Below are 18,309 nucleotides of genomic sequence, written 5' to 3' on the forward strand. Positions count from 1 at the left end.
AACAAGAAGGAGTATCGACGCATGGCTGTGAAGGTTGCGATCAACGGTTTCGGACGCATCGGACGTAACGTCGCGCGCGCCATCCTCGAGCGGACGGATCACGATCTCGAGCTGGTCTCGATCAACGATCTGGCCGACGCCAAGGCCAACGCCCTGCTGTTCAAGCGTGACTCGGTCCATGGCGCGTTCAGCGGCACCGTCGAAGTCGACGGCAACGACCTGATCATCAACGGCAAGCGCATCCACGTCACCGCCGAGCGTGATCCCGCCAAGCTTCCGCACGCTGCGCAAGGCGTCGACATCGCGCTGGAATGCACGGGCTTCTTCACCAACCGCAAGGGCGGCCAGGCGCATCTCGACGCCGGCGCCAAGCGCGTGTTGATCTCGGCTCCCGGCAAGGAGGTCGACCTGACCGTCGTGTTCGGCGTCAACCATGACCAGCTGACCAAGGACCATGTCATCGTCTCGAACGCGTCGTGCACGACCAACTGCCTCGCGCCCTTCGCCAAGGTTCTGCATGAATCGATCGGCATCGAGCGCGGCCTGATGACCACGATCCACGCCTATACCAACGACCAGAAGATCCTCGACCAGATCCATGAAGATCCGCGCCGCGCCCGCGCCGCCGCGATGTCGATGATCCCGACCACCACCGGCGCAGCCCGCGCCGTCGCCGAAGTGCTGCCCGCGCTCAAGGGCAAGCTCGACGGTTCGGCAATCCGCGTGCCGACCCCGAACGTCTCGGTCGTCGACCTGACCTTCACCCCGTCGCGCGACACCACCAAGGAAGAGGTCAACGCCCTCCTCAAGGCCGCCGCCGAAGGCCCGCTCAAGGGCGTGCTCGGCTATTCGGACGAACCGCTCGTCTCGATCGACTATAACCACGACGCGCACTCGTCGACGATCGACAGCCTCGAAACCTCGGTCATCGAAGGCAAGCTGGTCCGCGTGCTCAGCTGGTACGACAATGAATGGGGTTTCTCGAACCGCATGGTCGACACCGCGGGCGCGATCGGCAAGCTGATCTGATCGCCCGATGCCCGGCCGCCTGATCGGCATTGCCCGCAAGGATCGGCCGCTCGGCCCGATGGAGACGCTCGATCATGTCATGGTCGGGCTCGATACCGGGGTCCATGGCGATCATCGCGGGGCGCTGAGGCCGGGCAAGTCCAACCGCCGCCAGATCACGATCATGGCGGCGGAGGACTGGACCGCTGCGCTGGCCGAACTCGGCCAGCCGGTGTCGTGGGAACAGCGCCGCGCCAACCTGCTGAGCGAAGGCATCGTCCTTCCGCGCGAAGAGGGTGCGCGGCTGCGCATCGGCGCGGTGCTGATCGAGATCACCGGCGAGTGCGATCCGTGCCGCCGGATGGACGGCGTGGCCGACGGCCTGCGCATCGCCCTGACGCCCGAATGGCGCGGTGGACGGATTGCGAGAGTGATCGAGGGCGGCGAAATCGCCCTCGGTGACGTGATAGAGGTGGAATCCTGACATGGCTTTCAAGACGCTCGACGACATCGGAGACATAAAGGGCAAGCGGGTTCTCGTCCGCGAAGACCTCAACGTGCCCATGGACGGTGGCGCGGTGACCGATGACACCCGCCTCCGCGCCGCCGCGCCGACCGTCGCCGAACTGGCCGACAAGGGCGCGATCGTCCTTGTCCTCGCCCATTTCGGCCGCCCCAAGGGCGAGCGTAATCCGGATATGAGCCTGGCGCAGGTCACCGTGGCCTTCCGTTCGGTGCTGGGCCGCGACGTCCGCTTCATCGGCGATTGCTGCGGCGAACAGGCCGAAGCCGCCGTCGCGCAGCTGGAGCCGGGCGACATCGCGCTGCTCGAGAACACCCGCTTCCACAAGGGCGAGGAAAAGAACGACCCCGATCTCGCCAAGGCGATGGCGAAGCTCGGCGACCTCTACGTCAACGACGCCTTCTCTGCCGCGCACCGCGCACATGTATCGACCGAGGCGCTGGCCCACCTGCTTCCGGCCTATGCCGGGCGGTCCATGCAAGCCGAGCTTGAGGCGCTCGAAAAGGCGCTGGGCAAGCCCGAGCACCCGGTCGCCGCGGTGGTCGGAGGGGCTAAGGTTTCAACCAAGCTCGACGTGCTCAAGCATCTCGTCGCCCGGGTCGATCATCTGATCATCGGCGGCGGCATGGCCAACACCTTCCTCGCCGCGCGCGGCGTCGATGTCGGCAAGTCGCTGTGCGAGCACGACCTGAAGGATGTCGCAATCGAAATCCTCGATGCCGCGGAGAAGGCCGAATGCATTGTCCACCTGCCCTATGACGTGGTGGTGGCCAAGGAGTTCAGGGCGAACCCGCCGACGCGCACCGTCAACGTCCATGAGGTTGCCGCCGACGAGATGATCCTCGACGTCGGACCGGCGGCGGTCGAGGCGCTCGGCGACGCGCTCAAGACCTGCAAGACGCTGGTGTGGAACGGCCCATTGGGCGCGTTCGAGATCGCCCCGTTCGACTCCGCGACAGTCGCGCTGGCGAAGACCGCGGCGGCGCTCACCAAGGGTGGCTCGCTGGTGTCGGTGGCGGGCGGCGGCGATACCGTCGCGGCGCTCAACCATGCCGGCGTGGCCGGGGATTTCAGCTTCGTGTCGACCGCGGGCGGCGCCTTCCTCGAATGGATGGAAGGCCGCGAACTGCCGGGGGTCAAGGCGCTCGAAGCCTAAGCAGATACCAGGAACGGACGACGCGCCGAAACGGCGCACCACAGGATGGGAGATTATCGCACATGCTCGATCAGGACATGACCAGGAAGGTCGCCGAGGGGAAAGGCTTCATCGCGGCGCTCGACCAGAGCGGCGGTTCGACCCCCAAGGCGCTCAAGGGCTATGGCGTCGAGGAAGGTGCCTGGTCCGACGAGGCCGGGATGTATGACCTGATCCACCAGATGCGCAGCCGCATCATCACCTCGCCCGCCTTTACCGGCGACAAGGTGCTCGGCGCGATCCTGTTCGAACGCACGATGGATGGCCAGGTCGACGGCAAGCCGACCCCGCAGGCGCTGCTCGATCGCGGCGTCGTCCCGTTCATCAAGATCGACAAGGGTCTCGAGGATGAGGCGAACGGCGTCCAGCTGATGAAGCCGATGCCCGAGCTGAACGCGCTGCTCGCGCGCGCCAGGGGCCTGGGCGTCTATGGCACCAAGGAGCGTTCGGTGATCAACCTCGCCAACCGCGAGGGCATCGCCGCGATCGTCAAGCAGCAGTTCGAGGTCGGCAAGCAGGTGCTCGCCGGCGGGCTGATGCCGATCATCGAGCCCGAGGTGAACATAAAGAGCCCGGAACGGGCGCAGGCGGACCAGATCCTGCTCGAGGAACTGCTCAAGGCGCTCGACGCGCTGACCGGCGACGACAAGGTGATGCTCAAGCTCTCGCTCCCCGCTAAAGCCGGTCTGTTCGATCCTCTGGTCGATCATCCCCGCGTGCTGCGCGTCGTCGCGCTGTCGGGCGGCTTCGCGCGCCCCGAAGCCTGCGTCGAGCTGGCCAAGAACAAGGGCATCATCGCCAGCTTCAGCCGGGCGCTGCTCGAAGACCTGCGCGCCCAGATGAGCGACGACGAGTTCAACGCCTCGCTCGGCGGCGCGATCGACGAAATCTACGGCGCGTCGGTCAACAAGACGGTCTGATCCTTCGTCCAAATCCTCCCTGTGCGCAGCATGGGGAGGGGGGACCGCCGCAGGCGGTGGAGGGGCAAGGACCGCTGCAAGACACAGGCGCTTGAGGATAATACGGATACCCCTTTACCACCCTTCGGGCGGTCCCCCTCCCCGGCTTCGCCAGGGAGGATTTTTAGGATAGAGCGGCCGCATGACCGACGATTTCGACGACGACAGTGACGACCTCCGCCTCGACCCCGGCTTCGCCGACCGCTTCGAGCGCGATGAGGCGCGGGGCGCGTGCAAGCTCTACCTGATCTCTCCCCCGGCGATCGACGCGGGCTTCGCCGAGACCCTCGCCGCCGCGCTCGACGCCGGGCCGGTCGCAGCCTTCCAGCTTCGCCTCAAGGGTATCGACGAGCATCGCATCGCCGAACTGGCCAAGCCGCTCCAGGCGGTCTGCGCGTCGCGCGAGGTCGCCTTCATTGTCAATGACTCGATCGGGCTGGCCAAGCGACTCGATGCCGATGGCGTCCATCTCGGCCAGGAGGACGGCGATCCGCGGGAGGCGCGGCAGGTGCTGGGCGCCGATGCGCAGATCGGCGTCACCTGCCATGACAGCCGCCATCTCGCGATGGAGGCAGGCGAGGCGGGTGCGGACTATGTCGCCTTCGGAGCTTTCTACCCGACCAGCACCAAGGAGACGAAGCACCAGCCCGATCCGTCGATTCTCGGCTGGTGGGCGACCCTGTTCGAATTGCCCAGCGTCGCGATCGGCGGCATCACCCCTGCCAACGCCGCCCCGTTAATCGCGGCGGGTGCGGATTTCCTCGCGGTGTCGGGCGCAGTGTGGAACGATCCGGAAGGCCCCGCCGCCGCGGTGAAGAAGTTCGCCGCGCTGAAAGGCATGGGGTAAGCTCTCTCCCCTCCCTGCCAAGGGAGGGGTCGGGGGTGGGTTAGTCCGGCTCAAGTGGCAAGCCAGTTCGGCGTGCCGCGCGGCGGGACCCACCCCGACCCCTCCCTTGGCAGGGAGGGGCTAATCAGTTCAGCCCAATTTACCGAATTCCTTCTCGAACCCAGCCGTGTCGCCCTGTTCGAGATAGCGCGCCTGATCGATCCATCGGTCGCGGAAAATGCGGCCCTTGAACGCGCCGAGCCGGGCGTCGACCTCGGCCGCCTGGGCGGGATCAAGGTCGGCCAGCTGGGCAAAGCGGTGGATACCGATCCCTGCCAGCACCGCCGATGCCTTGGGACCGAGCCCCTTGATGCGAGTAAGATCATCGGCCGGCAAGTCGGGATTGACGTCGACACCGATCACCGGGCCGGACACGTCGAGTACCGCCGCAGCGGCGCTGTCAGCGAGGCCATGGCTTTCCTTCGCGACCGGCTTCGGTGCCGCGGGCTTGGGCGCCGCGACCGGCGGCGGGCTGTCCGACAGCGACACCCGTTGGGTCGGCTTGCGCAGCAGCAGGAACAGGCCGACGACCGCGAGGATCGCGACGATGGCGGCAATGATGAGGGTGTTGTTCGACATTCCCCGTCCTTTGGCGTTGATTTATGTTACTTCAATGCCGCAGCAGCTCAGACGTTCCGCTGCCGTGCCAATTCTCGCCATCCTATATCACGGCGGCAGAAACCACTCGCGAAATCGAGCGTGTCCGCTGCGGCATAGGCCAGATCGCGGGCCTCGCCGATATCCTGGCCGAGCGCGGTGACATTCAGCACACGCCCGCCGTTGGCGATCAGCCAGCCGCCCTGCGACATCGCGGTCCCGGCGTGGAACACCTTCGCGCCCTTCGCCTCGGCCTCGACGATATTGCGGATCGCGCCGCCCTTGGCCGGCGTGCCCGGATAGCCCTTCGCCGCCATCACGATGGTCAGCGCGGTGTTCGGCGACAGGCTGGGCCGCGGTAGCTCCGCCAGCCGCCCTTCGGCGACTGCGAGCATCAGCGTGATCAGGTCGTCCTCCAGGCGCATCATCAGCACCTGACATTCGGGATCGCCGAAGCGCGCATTATATTCGATCAGCTTCGGCCCCTCGGCGGTCAGCATGAGGCCCGCATAGAGCACGCCCGAATAGGGGATGCCCGCAGCAGCCATTGCCCGCACCGTCGGCTCGACGATCTCGCGCATCGCCTGCGCCTCGAGCTCGGGCGTCAGCACCGGCGCGGGGCTGTACGCGCCCATGCCGCCGGTGTTGGGGCCGGTGTCCCCGTCGCCGACGCGCTTGTGATCCTGCGCCGATCCGAAGGGCACGACGGTGGTGCCATCGGTCAGCGCGAAGAAACTCGCCTCCTCGCCGGTCAGGAATTCCTCGACGACGACTTCGGCCCCCGCGCTGCCGAAGCTGCCGCCGAACATGTCGTCGATCGCGTCCTCGGCCTGCTTGCGGGTCTCGGCGATCACCACCCCCTTGCCCGCGGCGAGGCCGTCGGCCTTGATCACCACCGGGACGCCGAAGCTGTCGAGCGCCGACTTCGCCGAACCCGCATCGCTGAAGCGGCCATAGGCGGCGGTCGGAATATTCTCGCGCCGGCATAGATCCTTGGTGAATCCTTTCGACCCCTCCAGCTGGGCGGCGGCCTGGTTGGGCCCGAAGGTGAGGATGCCGTTCTCGCGCAGCAGATCGCCAAGCCCGGCGACCAGCGGCGCTTCGGGGCCGATCACCACCAGCCCGACATTCTCGTCACGCGCGAAGGCAAGCACCGATTCGATATGGGTCGGATCGAGATCGACGCACTCGGCGCACTCGGCTATGCCCGGATTGCCGGGTGCGGCGTAGAGTTTGGTGAGCCGTTCGGATTGCGCAAGCTTCCAGGCCAGCGCATGCTCGCGGCCCCCCGATCCCAGCAGCAGGACGATCATGAACGAACTTCTCCCCGGTGATGCCCCAAGCGACGGGCCCCGCCTGTTAGCCGAGGAGCAGCCGGGCGACAACGCGCCAGCGCTCAGCGTCTCCGAATTGTCGGGCGCGCTGAAGCGGAGCGTCGAGGAAGCCTTCGGCCATGTCCGCGTGCGCGGCGAGATTTCGGGCTTCAAGCGGCACAGTTCGGGCCATTGCTACCTGACGCTGAAGGATGACCGCGCCTGCATCGACGGGGTGATCTGGAAGGGTCAGGCGGCGATGATGCGCTTCCGGCCCGAGGACGGTATCGAGGTGATCGCGACCGGCAAGCTCACCACCTATCCGGGCCGCTCCAAATATCAGATCGTGATCGACCGGATGGAGCTTGCGGGCCAGGGAGCGCTGATGGCGCTGCTCGACCAGCGCCGGCGCATGCTCGCCGCCGAAGGATTGTTCAACGAGGATCGCAAGCGCCCCCTGCCCTTCATGCCGCGCGTCATCGGCGTGGTGACGTCGCCGACTGGCGCGGTGATCCGTGACATCCTCCACCGGCTCGAGGATCGCTGCCCCACCCATGTCATCCTCTGGCCCGTCGCGGTACAGGGCGAGGGCGCGGCAGGACAGGTGGCGCGGGCGGTGCGCGGTTTCGGGGCGCTCGCCGAGGATGGCCCGGTGCCGCGCCCCGATCTGCTGATCGTCGGGCGAGGCGGTGGCTCGATCGAGGATCTCTGGGCCTTCAACGAGGAGGAGGTCGTCCGCGCGATCGCCGAATCGCCGATCCCGGTGATTTCCGCCGTTGGCCACGAAACCGACACCACCCTCGCCGACTTCGCCGCCGACCGCCGCGCGCCGACCCCAACCGCCGCCGCCGAAATGGCGGTGCCTGTGCGCGCCGATCTGGCACATCACGTCCGCGAACTGGGCGCGCGCGCCGAAAGGCTGGCGCGGCGGTATCGCGAGCGCGCGGGCGAGCGCTTCGATGCGGTCGCCGATCGCTTCCCCGCGCTCAACAGCCTGTTCGCGGGCCAGCAGCAGCGGCTCGACGACATCGCCGAGCGGCTGCCCCGCGCGCTCGGCCAGCGCATCGCCCATGCCCGCGGCGATCTCGCGCATGCGGCGGGCGCGTTGCGGATATCGCTGCTCGACCAGAAGCTCGCGCGATCGAAGGAGCGGCTGGCGGCCGTCCGGCTTCGACCCGAACCCATCATCGCCCGCATTGCAGAAGGTCGCGGCAAGGTCGACCAGCTATGGCGGATCGCCGAGCAGCTTCACCCCGACAAACCGCTGCAACGCGGCTATGTCCGCGTCGAGAAGCGCGGCGGCGGCGTGCTGACTGAGGCCGCCGAAGCCAAGGCCGCGGGACTGCTCACGCTCCACTTCGCCGATGGCGCTGTCGATGCCCGGGTTGAGAATGGCGGCAAGCCCGCTTATGCGAAACCCAAGGGATCCGAAGAGCCCGCGCCGCGCCAGCAGGACCTCTTCTAACCGGGCAGCGCGATGCCCATATCGGCGGTAAGGAGCCAGACATGCTGATGAACGCCGGCCGCCCCGCCAAGCTCAACTATCTCGCCAACGGTTTCCGCGTACTGGTGCCGGGCGATCATGTCGTCTGCGCGGTGTCGGGCCAGTCTATCGCGCTCGACGACCTGCGCTACTGGAGCGTGGCCCGGCAGGAGGCCTATGTGAGCGCGGTCGAGGCGACCAAAGCGGAGCAGAAGGCTTGAGGGCAGCCCGGCGCGGCCCGATCGCCGCGCTCGCCACGCTGACGCTCGCGGGCTGCGCGCCAACGATCGTGCCGCCCGCACCTCCGGTGCCGCCGCCGGTCGCCGCGCGCATCGTCGACAATGCCGATTTCCAGCTATCCGGATCGATCGAGCAAGGAGGTCTCGCCATGGGCGTCGCTCCCCGCGGCACCGCGACGCTGCTGCTCGATGGGCAGCCGATCGGCCATGCCCCCGATGGCCGTTTCCTGATCGCTTTCGACCGCGACAGTGGTCCCAATGCCCTGATCGAAGCGCGGCTCGCCGACGGCACCTTGCTGCGCCGGACGCTGACGGTGCAGCCCCGCCGCTGGCAAATCGAATCCCTGCCGACCCTGCCGCGCGGAACCACCCCGACCCCCGAGTTTCTCGCCCGCCGCAAGATCGAAACCGACCAGATCGCCGCCGCCCGCGCGATCAGCACGGGAAGCGAAGGGTGGCGGCAGCGCTTCGTCTGGCCGGTGACGGGGCGGATCAGCGGCGTGTTCGGATCGCAACGCATCTATGCCGGTGAGCCCGGCGCCTACCATTCGGGGGTCGATGTCGCCCGCCCCGCGGGGACCCCGATCGTCGCCCCCGCCGACGGCGTCGTCATCCTCGCCGCCGCCGCGCCCTTCAGCCTGGAGGGCAATCTGCTGATGATCGACCACGGGATGGGGCTGAACTCCGCCTTCCTCCATCTGTCGCGGATCGATGTCGCCGTGGGACAGGCGGTGACGCAGGGCCAGACGCTGGGCACGATCGGCATGACCGGCCGGGCGACCGGACCGCACCTCCATTGGGCGATCAAGTGGCGCGACGCGCGGATCGACCCGGCGCCGCTGGCGGGCGCGATGCCGTAAAAATCCTCCCTATCGCGCGGCGATAGGGAGGATCTTTTCACATCACCCGGCGAAAGCGCACGCCGCGGCTCACGCCTACCTGGCCGAGATAGCTGCCCATCGACGCCTTCGAGATCTTCACCTTGTCGCCGACCCGCGGCGGATAGCTGAGGCCCGAGATCGCCTCCCAGGTTCCGCCGTCATTGGCGAGCCGGATCGACCAGTTGCCCCCAGCCTGCCGCACGGATTCGACGGTGCTGGCGACCTCCTTGATCTCGTCCTTGTCGTCATCCCTGTCGCCGCTGAACAAACCGATTTTCGGCAGCGCGAAACCAAAGAGCGATCGTTTCGTTTCCCTAATCTCCTTACGGTCGACGACGACGAGGTCCTTGGTCTTCTCGGCTTCGTCGAGCGCCCGGGTCGCCGCGTCATAACAGGCGAGGCGCTGGGTGTTTTCCGTAATGGCGCGGCAGTCGATCAGCTTGGTAAACAGCTCGGGACGATTGGCCTTGCGCTCGGCGGACGCCGCCGGGGTGAACAATAGGGCTGCGGCCAAGAATATTGTAGTCACGGGCACATTGGCCATGGGCTATCCTCCTGAGCTTGAAACAATATAACCATCTTTCGTCGCATATAAGCAACGAGATTTCGCGACTGTTGCAAAAAGGCGACATCGGCGGCGCAAGATGTCCTACGCATTAACCTCTGCTTTACAGGCTGATCGGATTTCTTGCACATCTGCGAGCATGCCTGAATGGGGCGGAGGTCGGCGTGCCAGCGCCTGCACTGTCCCGTAAAGGTTGAGCCAGGGGGGAAATTTCTCCCCGCTCACTCCAGAAAAGGGACTGGAAAGTGACCACTGAAACTAAAAAGACCAGCCGCTTCGGGCTGGGCTGCAGCGCAGCATCGCTCGCGCTGAGCATGGCGCTGGCCGCGCCAGCCTTCGCTCAGGCGGCCCCCGAAGCCGCTGCCGAAGCCGATGACTCCTCGGTCATCGTCGTCACCGGCAGCCGCATCGCCAACCCCAACCTGACCTCGGCATCGCCGGTCACCGCGGTCAGCTCGGCTGAAGTCAAGCTGAGCGGCAATACCCGCGTCGAAGATCTGCTGAACTCGCTGCCGCAGGTCGTCGCTGGGCAGAACGCCAACACGGCCAACGGCGCCACCGGCACCGCCACGGTCGACCTTCGCGGCCTCGGCCCGTCGCGCACTCTGGTGCTGATCAACGGCCGCCGCCTGATGACGGGCGATCCGAACACGACCAGCTCGGCCGCCGATCTCAACTTCATCCCTTCGTCGCTGATCAAGCGCGTCGACGTTCTGACCGGTGGTGCCTCGGCGACCTACGGTGCCGACGCCGTCGCCGGCGTCGTCAACTTCGTTCTCGACACCGATTTCGAAGGCTTCCGCATCGACTCCAACTATGGCGTCAACCAGCACAAGAACCGCAACAAGACCACGCCGCCGCTGCTCGACGCGCGCGCCAATGCGGGTTTCGCGGGCTTCGGCTATCCGAAGGGCAACGTCGTCGACGGCGGCAATTTCGACACGACGATCTCGTTCGGCACCAGCTTCGACGACGGCCGCGGCAAGGCGGTCGCCTATGTCGGCTATCGCAAGACCCGTCCGGTCACCCAGGATCGCCGCGATTACAGCGCCTGCACCATCCAGGTGAACGACGGCCTCGCCGGCGGCTTCACGCCGAATGCGCCGCTGCAATGCGGCGGCTCGCTGACCAACCGCACCGGCACCGCGATCTTCTACACCAACACCACCTCGTCTTCGACGGTCGGCACCTTCGGTCCCGGCGTCCTGAACAAGGGTGTCATCGATCGCTACAACTTCGCTCCGGCCAACCACTTCCAGCGCCCCGACGAGCGCTACACCGCGGGTGTCTTCGCCGATTACGAGATCAGCGAAGCCATTCATCCCTACATGGAATTCATGTTCATGGATGACCGCACCGTTGCGCAGATCGCCGAGTCGGGCGACTTCGGCAACACGCTGACCATCAACTGCGACAACCCGCTGATGTCGGCGCAGCAGCGTGGCCTGATCTGTAACCAGAACAACCTGATCGTCGGCAACCTCGGCACCTTCCCGCTGGCGACCGGCCTGTATCAGGGCATCTTCGGCACCGCCGCTCCGGGCCCGATCAACTATGTCGATCCGACCACGGGCGCGACCTACAACAAGGCGTTCCTGCAGCTTCTTCGCCGTAACGTCGAAGGCGGCAAGCGCATCAACGACCTCCAGCACACCCAATTCCGCACCGTGATCGGTACGCGCGGCGATCTGGGCAAGGGCTGGGCGTATGACGCCTATTATCAATATGGCCGCGTGAACTATTCGCAGGTCTATCGGAACGAGTTCTCGACCCGTCGTCTGGGCAACGCCCTCGACGCCGTCATGGGCCCCGGCGGCACTGCCGTCTGCCGCTCGGTGCTGACCGGCGCCGATCCGAACTGCGTTCCCTATGACATCTTCAGCGGCAACATCAGCCAGGGCGCTCTCGATTATCTGAGCGCGGACGGCTTCCTGAAGGGTCAGACCTCGCAGCAGGTGCTGAGCGGTCAGCTCACCGGCGAGCTCGGTGAATATGGCTTCAAGACCCCCTGGTCCGATACCGGTGTCAGCCTCGCGCTCGGTGCCGAATATCGCAAGGACTCGCTCGAGCTGAACGCGGACAACGCCTTCTCGACCGGCGATCTGACCGGCCAGGGCGCGCCGACCAAGTCGGTCGCGGGCTCCTACAACGTCAAGGAGCTCTTCACCGAGGTCAACGTGCCGATCGTCAAGGACGGCTTCATCTACGAACTGAGCGTCGACGGCGCCTATCGTTACTCGAAGTACAAGACCTCGAACGGCCGCGGCTTCAAGACCGACACCTGGAAGGTCGAAGGCATTTTCGCCCCGATCCGCGATGTCAGCTTCCGTGCGACCTATGCGAAGGCGGCGCGTGTTCCGAACATCCAGGAGCTGTTCGCACCGCAGATCATCGCGCTCGACGGCGTGACCGATCTTTGCGCCGGTTTCGAGATCACCGCGGCGGACACCGGCTGTCTTGCCCAGGGCCTGCGTGTCGGCCAGACCGTCACCGCCAACCCTGCGCAGCAGTATAACGGTCTCATCGGCGGTACGCCGACCCTGAACCCGGAAAAGTCGACCACGAAGTCGTTCGGTGTCCTCGTGCAGCCGCGCGTGATCCCGAACTTCAGCCTCAGCGTCGATTATTTCGACATCAAGGTGACGGACTTCATCCAGGGCTTCGGCGCGGATGCGATCCAGGCCTCATGCGTCAACGACAACAATCTCGACGCCTGCGCGCTGATCCACCGTAACCCGGCGGGTTCGCTCTGGCTGACCCCGGACGGCTTCGTCGACGATCTTTCGTTGAACGTCGGCGGCATCCGCACCAAGGGCTACGAGATCAATGCCAACTACGCACATGACATCGGCGCAGGCCGCCTGTCGCTGCGCCTGTTCGGCACGCTGCTCGACAGCTACGAAGTCGATAACGGCCTGACCGACCTCTACGATTGTAAGGGTTATTATGGTCCGACCTGCGGCAATCCGCTGCCGAAGTGGCGTCACACCGCGCGTGCGACCTACCAGATGGAGAACGGCATCGGCGTCTCGCTGAACTGGCGTTACCTGTCGTCGGTCAAGGTCGAATATGCGAACCCGAGCACTTCGCTCGCCGGTCCGTTCTACGACTTCGACGCGAAGATCAAGGCGCAGAGCTACTTCGATCTCGCCTTCACGGTGGACATCGGCAACAAGTTCACCTGGCGGATTGGTGCCAACAACATCATGGACAAGCAGCCGCCGCTGGTCGCGTCGGGCAGTGGCAACTTCGGTGCCAGCGCCTGCGCCTCGGTCGCCTGTAACGGCAACACCTATCCGGGTACCTATGACGTGCTCGGCCGTTACCTTTACACCGGCATCACGCTCAACTTCTAATCAGGTTGGCATCTGCCTGAACATCGACGGCGGCTTCTCCGGAAGCCGCCGTCTTTTTTTGAGCGCGGCGCATCGTCTTGCCGTGGCCGAACCTTCCGATAGATTGCCCGAAACAAGAGGCTCGATAACCACATCATGTCCGAACCCACATCGCCGCAACTATTGGGGCAGATCGCCGCTCTTGCGCGCAACGGCCGCCTCGATGAAGCCGCGGCGCTCGCCGGGACCGCCTGGACGGAGAGGCAGGACCCGATGCTCGCCGCGCTCGCCGGCGCGGTCGACTTTCATCGCGGCGCCTTCCAGCAGGCGGCGGCCTATCTTCGCGTTGCGCATAAGGCGAAACCCGCCGACATAACCGTGCGCGCCAATCTCGCCGACGCGCTTTATCGCATCGGGCAGGGCGCCGAGGTTTTGGCCTTGTGCGACGACGCCAGCATGCGCGCCGATCCCAGTCTGCGTCTCGCCCGGCTGGCCGGCCATTATCACCAGGAGGCCGGCGACTATGACGCAGCCGCCACCTGCTATCGCTTGATAGCGGATCGTGCGCCCGACGACTGGGGGGCGCTCAACAATCTCGGCAATGCGCTCAACGCGAGCGGCCGCCGCGAAGAGGCGCTCGACATGCTGCGCAAGGCGCGCGATCTCGCGCCCGATTCTGCGCCGATCCTGCTCAATCTCGGCAATACCTTGATGGAGGCCGGGCTGGGCGACGAGGCCGAAGCGGTGTTCCACAGCGCCGCCACCCAATTCCCCGATGATCCGAAACCGCATCAGGCGCTTTACAATCTCTACAGCGCCGCCGGACTGGAAGATGCGGCGTTCGATGCGATCTCTGACGCGGTCGAGCGCGCACCCGGCGATGCCGAACTGATTTCGAACCGCGGCCAGGAAGCCGCGCGACGCAACCAATATGACGTCGCCGAAGCGAGCTTCGAGGCAGCGCTGGCGCTCAAGCCAGGGCTCGCACAGTCGCTCGTGGGCCTCGCCTCACTCTATGAGCGGGTCAACCGCGAGGCCGAGCTCGACCCGCTTTACCTCCGTGCCCAGGGCGAACAGGCCGACGCCCAGACGCTGTCGTTCATCGAGGCCCTGCGCTTCAAGCGCGCTGGCCAGTTCGAGGAAGCGTATGATGCGCTCGAAAAGGCCGGCGACGTCATCGTCGCGGGCAGGATGTTCCATCTGCGCGGCACCGTGCTCGACCGGCTCGGCCGCTATGACGAGGCCTTCGCCAGCTTCACCGCGATGAACGAGCATTGGCAAAATGATCCGTCGCGTCCCCGCGACAGAGCGCGCGACTATCGCGATGCGATGACGAAGGCCGACGCCCTGCTGTCGCCCGACTGGCTCGCGAGTTGGAGCTCACCACCACGGGCCGACCCCCGCCGCACCCCGGTCTTCATCGTCGGCTTCCCGCGCTCGGGCACGACCCTGCTCGACACGATGCTGATGGCCGATCCTTCGGTGCTCGTGCTCGAGGAGGAGCCCTTCCTCGTCGAGGCTGAGAATGAACTGGGCGGGATCGAGGCGCTGCCAGGTGCGGGCACCGAGGCAATCGCCGCCGCACGTGATGGCTATTTTGCGAAGATCGAGGCGCTGGCCGGACCGGTCGGCGACAGGCTGGTGGTCGACAAGCATCCGATGCATCTCAACAAGGTCGCGATTGCCCGGCGGCTGTTTCCCGACGCCCGCTTCATCCTCGCGTTGCGCCATCCCGCCGACGTGCTGCTGAGCTGCGCCATCACCAATTTCCGCATCAACAACGCAATGGCGAACTTCCTCGATCTTGGCGACGCGGCGACGCTCTATGACCTCACCTTCCGCCATTGGGGCAAGGCGCGCGCCCTGTTCGACGCGCCGGTCCATGAGGTCGTCTATGAAAGGCTGGTGCTCGATCCGGCGCGCGAGCTACGGCCGCTGTTCGCCTGGCTCGGCCTCGCATGGCCCGACGACGGCGTCGATCACCAGCAGGCCGCGCGGGCGCGGGGCGCCGTCAGCACCGCCAGCTATTCACAGGTGACCGAGCCGATCTATTCGCGCTCGTCAGGACGCTGGACGCGCTATCGCAAGCATCTCGAACCGATCTTGCCGGTGCTGGCGCCATGGGTCGATCGTTTCGGATATGCATTGGACGATGGCCGCATCCCCGGCTGGCCGGCCGACGCGGGCTGATGGCGGCGCCCGATCCCGCGCGCATTGCCGAAGCCGACGCGCTGGTGCGTCAGGGCGACGTTGCGCGGGCCGCGGCGCTGCTTGAAGCCACGCTCGAGGGCAGCGACGCCGATGCCCCGCTCTGGCTGAGGCTGGCGGGCCTGCGCCGCGCGCTCGGCCAGCCGCGCCGTTCGCTCGATGCGGTCCATCGCGCGCTCACCCTCGCCCCCCTCGATTTCATGGCGCTGGCGATGCGCGCCAGCCTGCTCGAGCGAATGGGCGATGCCGAGGCAGGCCGCGCCTGGGACCATGCGCTGGTGCAGAAGCCCGAAGGCGACTTGCCGCCGGTACTGACGCAGATGATCGCGGCGGGCGAACAGGTGCGGGACGCGTGGATCGCTGAACGTTCCGAAGCACTGACCGAAGCCGCCCGGCGCGAAGCAAGCGATGCGGATGCCGACGAGCGGGCCAAGCTCGATCGCTTCCGGACCAACATATTGCGCAGGACGAAAGTCTATCGCTCGGAACCGATATATTATCATTATCCGGGCCTGTCGGAGCGCGAATATCATCCGCGCCACCGCTTCCCATGGATCGCCGAACTCGAGGCCGCGACGGCCGAAATTCGCGCCGAGATGGAAGCGCTGCTGCGATCCGAACGCGCCGAGCTGGTCCCCTATCTCCAATATTCCGACCATGAGCCGATCGGCCAGATGGCCAATCTCAACCGCAACCGGGACTGGACCGCGATCCATCTGCTGCGCGGCGGCAAGCGAATCGACGCCAATGCCGATATGTGCCCCCGCACGATGGCGTTGCTCGACCGGATCGATCAGCCTGCGATCACCGGGGCCTCGCCCACCGCGATGTTCTCGCTGCTTGCGCCCCACACCACCATTCCGCCGCATAATGGCGTCAACAACAGCCGGCTGCTCTGCCATCTGCCACTGGTCGTTCCCGAAGGCTGCTGGTTCCGTGTGGGTGCCGAGACCCGGCCCTGGCGCGAAGGCGAGGCGCTGATCTTCGACGACACGATAGAGCATGAGGCAAGCAACCCCACCGATCATCTGCGCGTCGTGATGATCTTCGATCTGTGGCACCCCGACCTGAGCGCCGTCGAGCGCCGCGCCATAGCGGGGATGATCGGAGCCGATGGCGGTGCGCCTATGGAAGGCTGAACGATAAGAAGGACTTGCTTGCCGGCCCGGACTGATCGAAACTTTCCGCATCAGCCGCCGAATCCGGCGGGCCGACGACAGATGACCATTTGACCCAAGAGGATGATTCCATGCCGGCACCCCTGAAGTTCGCTTTCCTGGTCGCTCTCGCTGCGATGGCCGCGCCCACGCTCGCCGCCGATCCGGTCGCCGACAACACACCGCCAGCGCCGACGGCCTCGACCACCAATGCCACGGGCAGCGAGACGGCCGCCGCCGCTTCGCCGAACAAGCTCATCTGCCGCAAGCAGGAACAGCTGGGATCGCGCCTGCGCTCGAACAAGGTCTGCATGACGCAGAGCGAATGGGCCGAGCAGCGTCGGCAGGACCGTATGAATGTGGATCGGTCACAGCGTAACCGCTGGACCCAGGGCAACTGATCCCTGCGCTGCGCCTGCGGTGATCACCGGTTCGACGCTCTGGCGGCGCGGGTCGCCGCCAACCCGCGCGACGCCGACGCCGCCTTTGATCTGGCCGCCGCCGCCGGGCCGATCCGGCGCGAGGCGACGGCGTTGCCGCTGGTTGCAGCCGCGGCCCGCGCCGTCGGCAACGATCCAGCGCTGTGGCAATGGGCCGCGCTGCTTCATCGCGCGCTCGACGACAATGTCGCGGCGGTCGCCGCATTCGAACGGGCGGCGCGCCTAAACCCGAACGACGCCAGGATCGCGCATGGCCAAGCGCTCGCAGCGCTCGACCTCGGCCGCCCTGCGACCGCCCTGTTCGATCGCGCCCGGCGCCTCGCACCCAGCGATGGCGACATCCTGCTCGGCATCGCCCATGCCCGCCATGCCGACGGCGATCTCGTCGGGGCGATTGCCGGGCTCGACGCGCTGCTCGTCCAACATCCCGGCTGGCTGCCTGGCCATCATCTCGCGGCGCACCTTCGCTGGCTGGCCGGAGACCGCGCGGGTTTCACCGCCTCGCTGGAGCGCGCCTTGCTGGCCGTGCCGCGCGACCAGGGGCTGTGGCACGCGCTGATCCTGTTGCTGCTCCAGGCCGAAGCGCATGAGCGCGTGCTCGATGCGATCCGGCGAGGCCGCGCCGCCGCAGGGCCTCAACTCTTCTTCGACGCCAACGAGGCGGCGGCGGCGGCCGAACTGGGCGACATCGCGACCGCCGATCGGATCTTCGCCGCGATCGGCGAGATCGACGATATGCCTTTCACCGTGCGCCGCGTCCGCCACCTGCTACGCAGCGGGCGGATCGAGCAGGCGGCGGCGCTCGCCGAGCGCTGGACCCGCCGTCCCGACGCCAACCTGATCTGGCCCTATGCCGGGCTCGCCTGGCGCCTGCTCGGCGATCCGCGCTGGCAATGGCTGGAGGGCGACGAGCGGCTGGTGGGCATCCTCGACATCGGCGGCGCGCTGCCCTCGCTCGATGCGCTGGCCGATTGCCTGCGCGGATTGCATGGCGACCGGCAGGAGCAGCTCGATCAGTCGGTGCGGGGCGGCACGCAAACCCGCGGCGTGCTGTTCGCGCGCGCCGAACCGCAGATACGGGCGTTGCGCGCGGCGATCGTCGAGGCGGTGACGGCGCATATAGCGCAGCTGCCGCCCCATGATGCGGCGCATCCGCTGCTCGGCGCTCCCCGCCCCCGCGCGATCCGGTTCAGCGGCAGCTGGTCGGTCCGGCTCGGCGCGCAGGGCCATCACAGCAGCCATATCCACCCGGCCGGATGGCTGAGCTCAGCCTTTTACGCCGCGCTGCCGTCGCTGGAACAGCGCGGTGCGCAGCCCGCCGGATGGCTGGCGCTCGGGGTGCCCGAACCGGCGCTGGGTCTCGAGCTTCCACCGACACGGCTGATCGAACCGAAGCCCGGACGGCTGGTGCTGTTTCCCTCGACCATGTGGCACGGAACGATACCGTTCGACCGCGGCGAACGTCTCACCGTGGCGTTCGACGTCGCGCCGGGGCTGGCCGAAGAGGGCTAGCGGCCAAC

The 18,309-nt window shown here is 66.6% G+C and carries 16 protein-coding genes; 13 read left to right on the top strand and 3 right to left on the bottom strand.

Annotation, left to right across the window (positions count from 1 at the left end):
• Nucleotides 1-21: 21 nt before the first annotated feature.
• The 5 genes from gap (at nucleotide 22) to thiE (ending at nucleotide 4,532) form a co-directional block, all read left to right on the top strand.
• Nucleotides 22-1,029, top strand: coding sequence for a type I glyceraldehyde-3-phosphate dehydrogenase (gene gap / locus ASE00_RS12380; RefSeq protein WP_056380633.1), 1,008 nt, complete (start codon nucleotides 22-24; stop codon nucleotides 1,027-1,029).
• A 7-nt stretch (nucleotides 1,030-1,036) separates the two neighbouring features.
• Entirely contained in the window at nucleotides 1,037-1,492 is a 456-nt protein-coding gene (locus ASE00_RS12385; RefSeq protein WP_056380635.1) for an MOSC domain-containing protein, read from the top strand.
• Between the two features lies 1 nt (nucleotide 1,493).
• Nucleotides 1,494-2,687, top strand: coding sequence for a phosphoglycerate kinase (locus ASE00_RS12390; protein ID WP_056380638.1), 1,194 nt, complete (start codon nucleotides 1,494-1,496; stop codon nucleotides 2,685-2,687).
• Between the two features lie 62 nt (nucleotides 2,688-2,749).
• Complete coding sequence (locus tag ASE00_RS12395; protein WP_056380639.1) at nucleotides 2,750-3,646, top strand: fructose bisphosphate aldolase; 897 nt, start codon at nucleotides 2,750-2,752, stop codon at nucleotides 3,644-3,646.
• A 181-nt stretch (nucleotides 3,647-3,827) separates the two neighbouring features.
• Nucleotides 3,828-4,532: a thiamine phosphate synthase gene (thiE, locus tag ASE00_RS12400; protein ID WP_056380641.1), complete on the top strand. Its 705-nt coding sequence runs from the start codon at nucleotides 3,828-3,830 to the stop codon at nucleotides 4,530-4,532.
• A gap of 129 nt (nucleotides 4,533-4,661) precedes the next feature.
• On the opposite strand, the gene ASE00_RS12405 is transcribed toward thiE, so the two are convergent.
• Both ASE00_RS12405 and purD read right to left on the bottom strand, forming a co-directional pair.
• On the bottom strand, nucleotides 4,662-5,150 hold the full coding sequence (locus ASE00_RS12405; RefSeq protein WP_056380643.1) for a hypothetical protein: 489 nt from the start codon (nucleotides 5,148-5,150) through the stop codon (nucleotides 4,662-4,664).
• A 47-nt stretch (nucleotides 5,151-5,197) separates the two neighbouring features.
• Nucleotides 5,198-6,481 carry a phosphoribosylamine--glycine ligase gene (gene purD, locus ASE00_RS12410; RefSeq protein ID WP_056380647.1) on the bottom strand — a complete coding sequence of 428 codons (1,284 nt, stop codon included), beginning with the start codon at nucleotides 6,479-6,481 and terminating at the stop codon, nucleotides 5,198-5,200.
• On the opposite strand from purD, the gene xseA reads away from it, so the two are divergent.
• Genes xseA through ASE00_RS12425 form a run of 3 tightly spaced genes read left to right on the top strand, consistent with a single transcriptional unit; the run spans nucleotide 6,480 to nucleotide 9,063 of the window.
• On the top strand, nucleotides 6,480-7,946 hold the full coding sequence (xseA, locus tag ASE00_RS12415) for an exodeoxyribonuclease VII large subunit (protein WP_056380649.1): 1,467 nt from the start codon (nucleotides 6,480-6,482) through the stop codon (nucleotides 7,944-7,946). The genes purD and xseA overlap by 2 nt on opposite strands.
• Before the next feature lie 41 nt (nucleotides 7,947-7,987).
• Entirely contained in the window at nucleotides 7,988-8,185 is a 198-nt protein-coding gene (locus ASE00_RS12420; RefSeq protein WP_056380650.1) for a DUF2093 domain-containing protein, read from the top strand.
• Nucleotides 8,182-9,063 carry a M23 family metallopeptidase gene (locus ASE00_RS12425; RefSeq protein WP_056380652.1) on the top strand — a complete coding sequence of 294 codons (882 nt, stop codon included), beginning with the start codon at nucleotides 8,182-8,184 and terminating at the stop codon, nucleotides 9,061-9,063. Before ASE00_RS12420 ends, ASE00_RS12425 begins: the two co-directional genes overlap by 4 nt.
• Before the next feature lie 37 nt (nucleotides 9,064-9,100).
• On the opposite strand, the gene ASE00_RS12430 is transcribed toward ASE00_RS12425, so the two are convergent.
• A complete protein-coding gene (locus ASE00_RS12430) occupies nucleotides 9,101-9,628 on the bottom strand; it encodes a hypothetical protein (RefSeq protein WP_056380654.1) in 528 nt (175 codons plus the stop codon).
• Between the two features lie 266 nt (nucleotides 9,629-9,894).
• On the opposite strand from ASE00_RS12430, the gene ASE00_RS12435 reads away from it, so the two are divergent.
• The 5 genes from ASE00_RS12435 to ASE00_RS12455 all read left to right on the top strand — a co-directional run bounded on the left by ASE00_RS12435 (nucleotide 9,895) and on the right by ASE00_RS12455 (nucleotide 18,301).
• Entirely contained in the window at nucleotides 9,895-13,005 is a 3,111-nt protein-coding gene (locus tag ASE00_RS12435; RefSeq protein WP_235538650.1) for a TonB-dependent receptor domain-containing protein, read from the top strand.
• Between the two features lie 135 nt (nucleotides 13,006-13,140).
• Entirely contained in the window at nucleotides 13,141-15,174 is a 2,034-nt protein-coding gene (locus ASE00_RS12440) for a tetratricopeptide repeat-containing sulfotransferase family protein (protein WP_056380656.1), read from the top strand.
• Nucleotides 15,174-16,331, top strand: coding sequence for an aspartyl/asparaginyl beta-hydroxylase domain-containing protein (locus tag ASE00_RS12445; protein ID WP_056380658.1), 1,158 nt, complete (start codon nucleotides 15,174-15,176; stop codon nucleotides 16,329-16,331). Before ASE00_RS12440 ends, ASE00_RS12445 begins: the two co-directional genes overlap by 1 nt.
• Nucleotides 16,332-16,441: 110 nt before the next feature.
• Entirely contained in the window at nucleotides 16,442-16,750 is a 309-nt protein-coding gene (locus ASE00_RS12450; protein WP_056380659.1) for a hypothetical protein, read from the top strand.
• Between the two features lie 132 nt (nucleotides 16,751-16,882).
• Nucleotides 16,883-18,301, top strand: a complete 1,419-nt coding sequence (locus tag ASE00_RS12455; protein WP_235538651.1) for a putative 2OG-Fe(II) oxygenase — start codon at nucleotides 16,883-16,885, stop codon at nucleotides 18,299-18,301.
• Nucleotides 18,302-18,309: the final 8 nt, after the last annotated feature.

The sequence above is a fragment of the Sphingomonas sp. Root710 genome (genome assembly GCF_001429065.1).
GTDB lineage: Bacteria > Pseudomonadota > Alphaproteobacteria > Sphingomonadales > Sphingomonadaceae > Rhizorhabdus.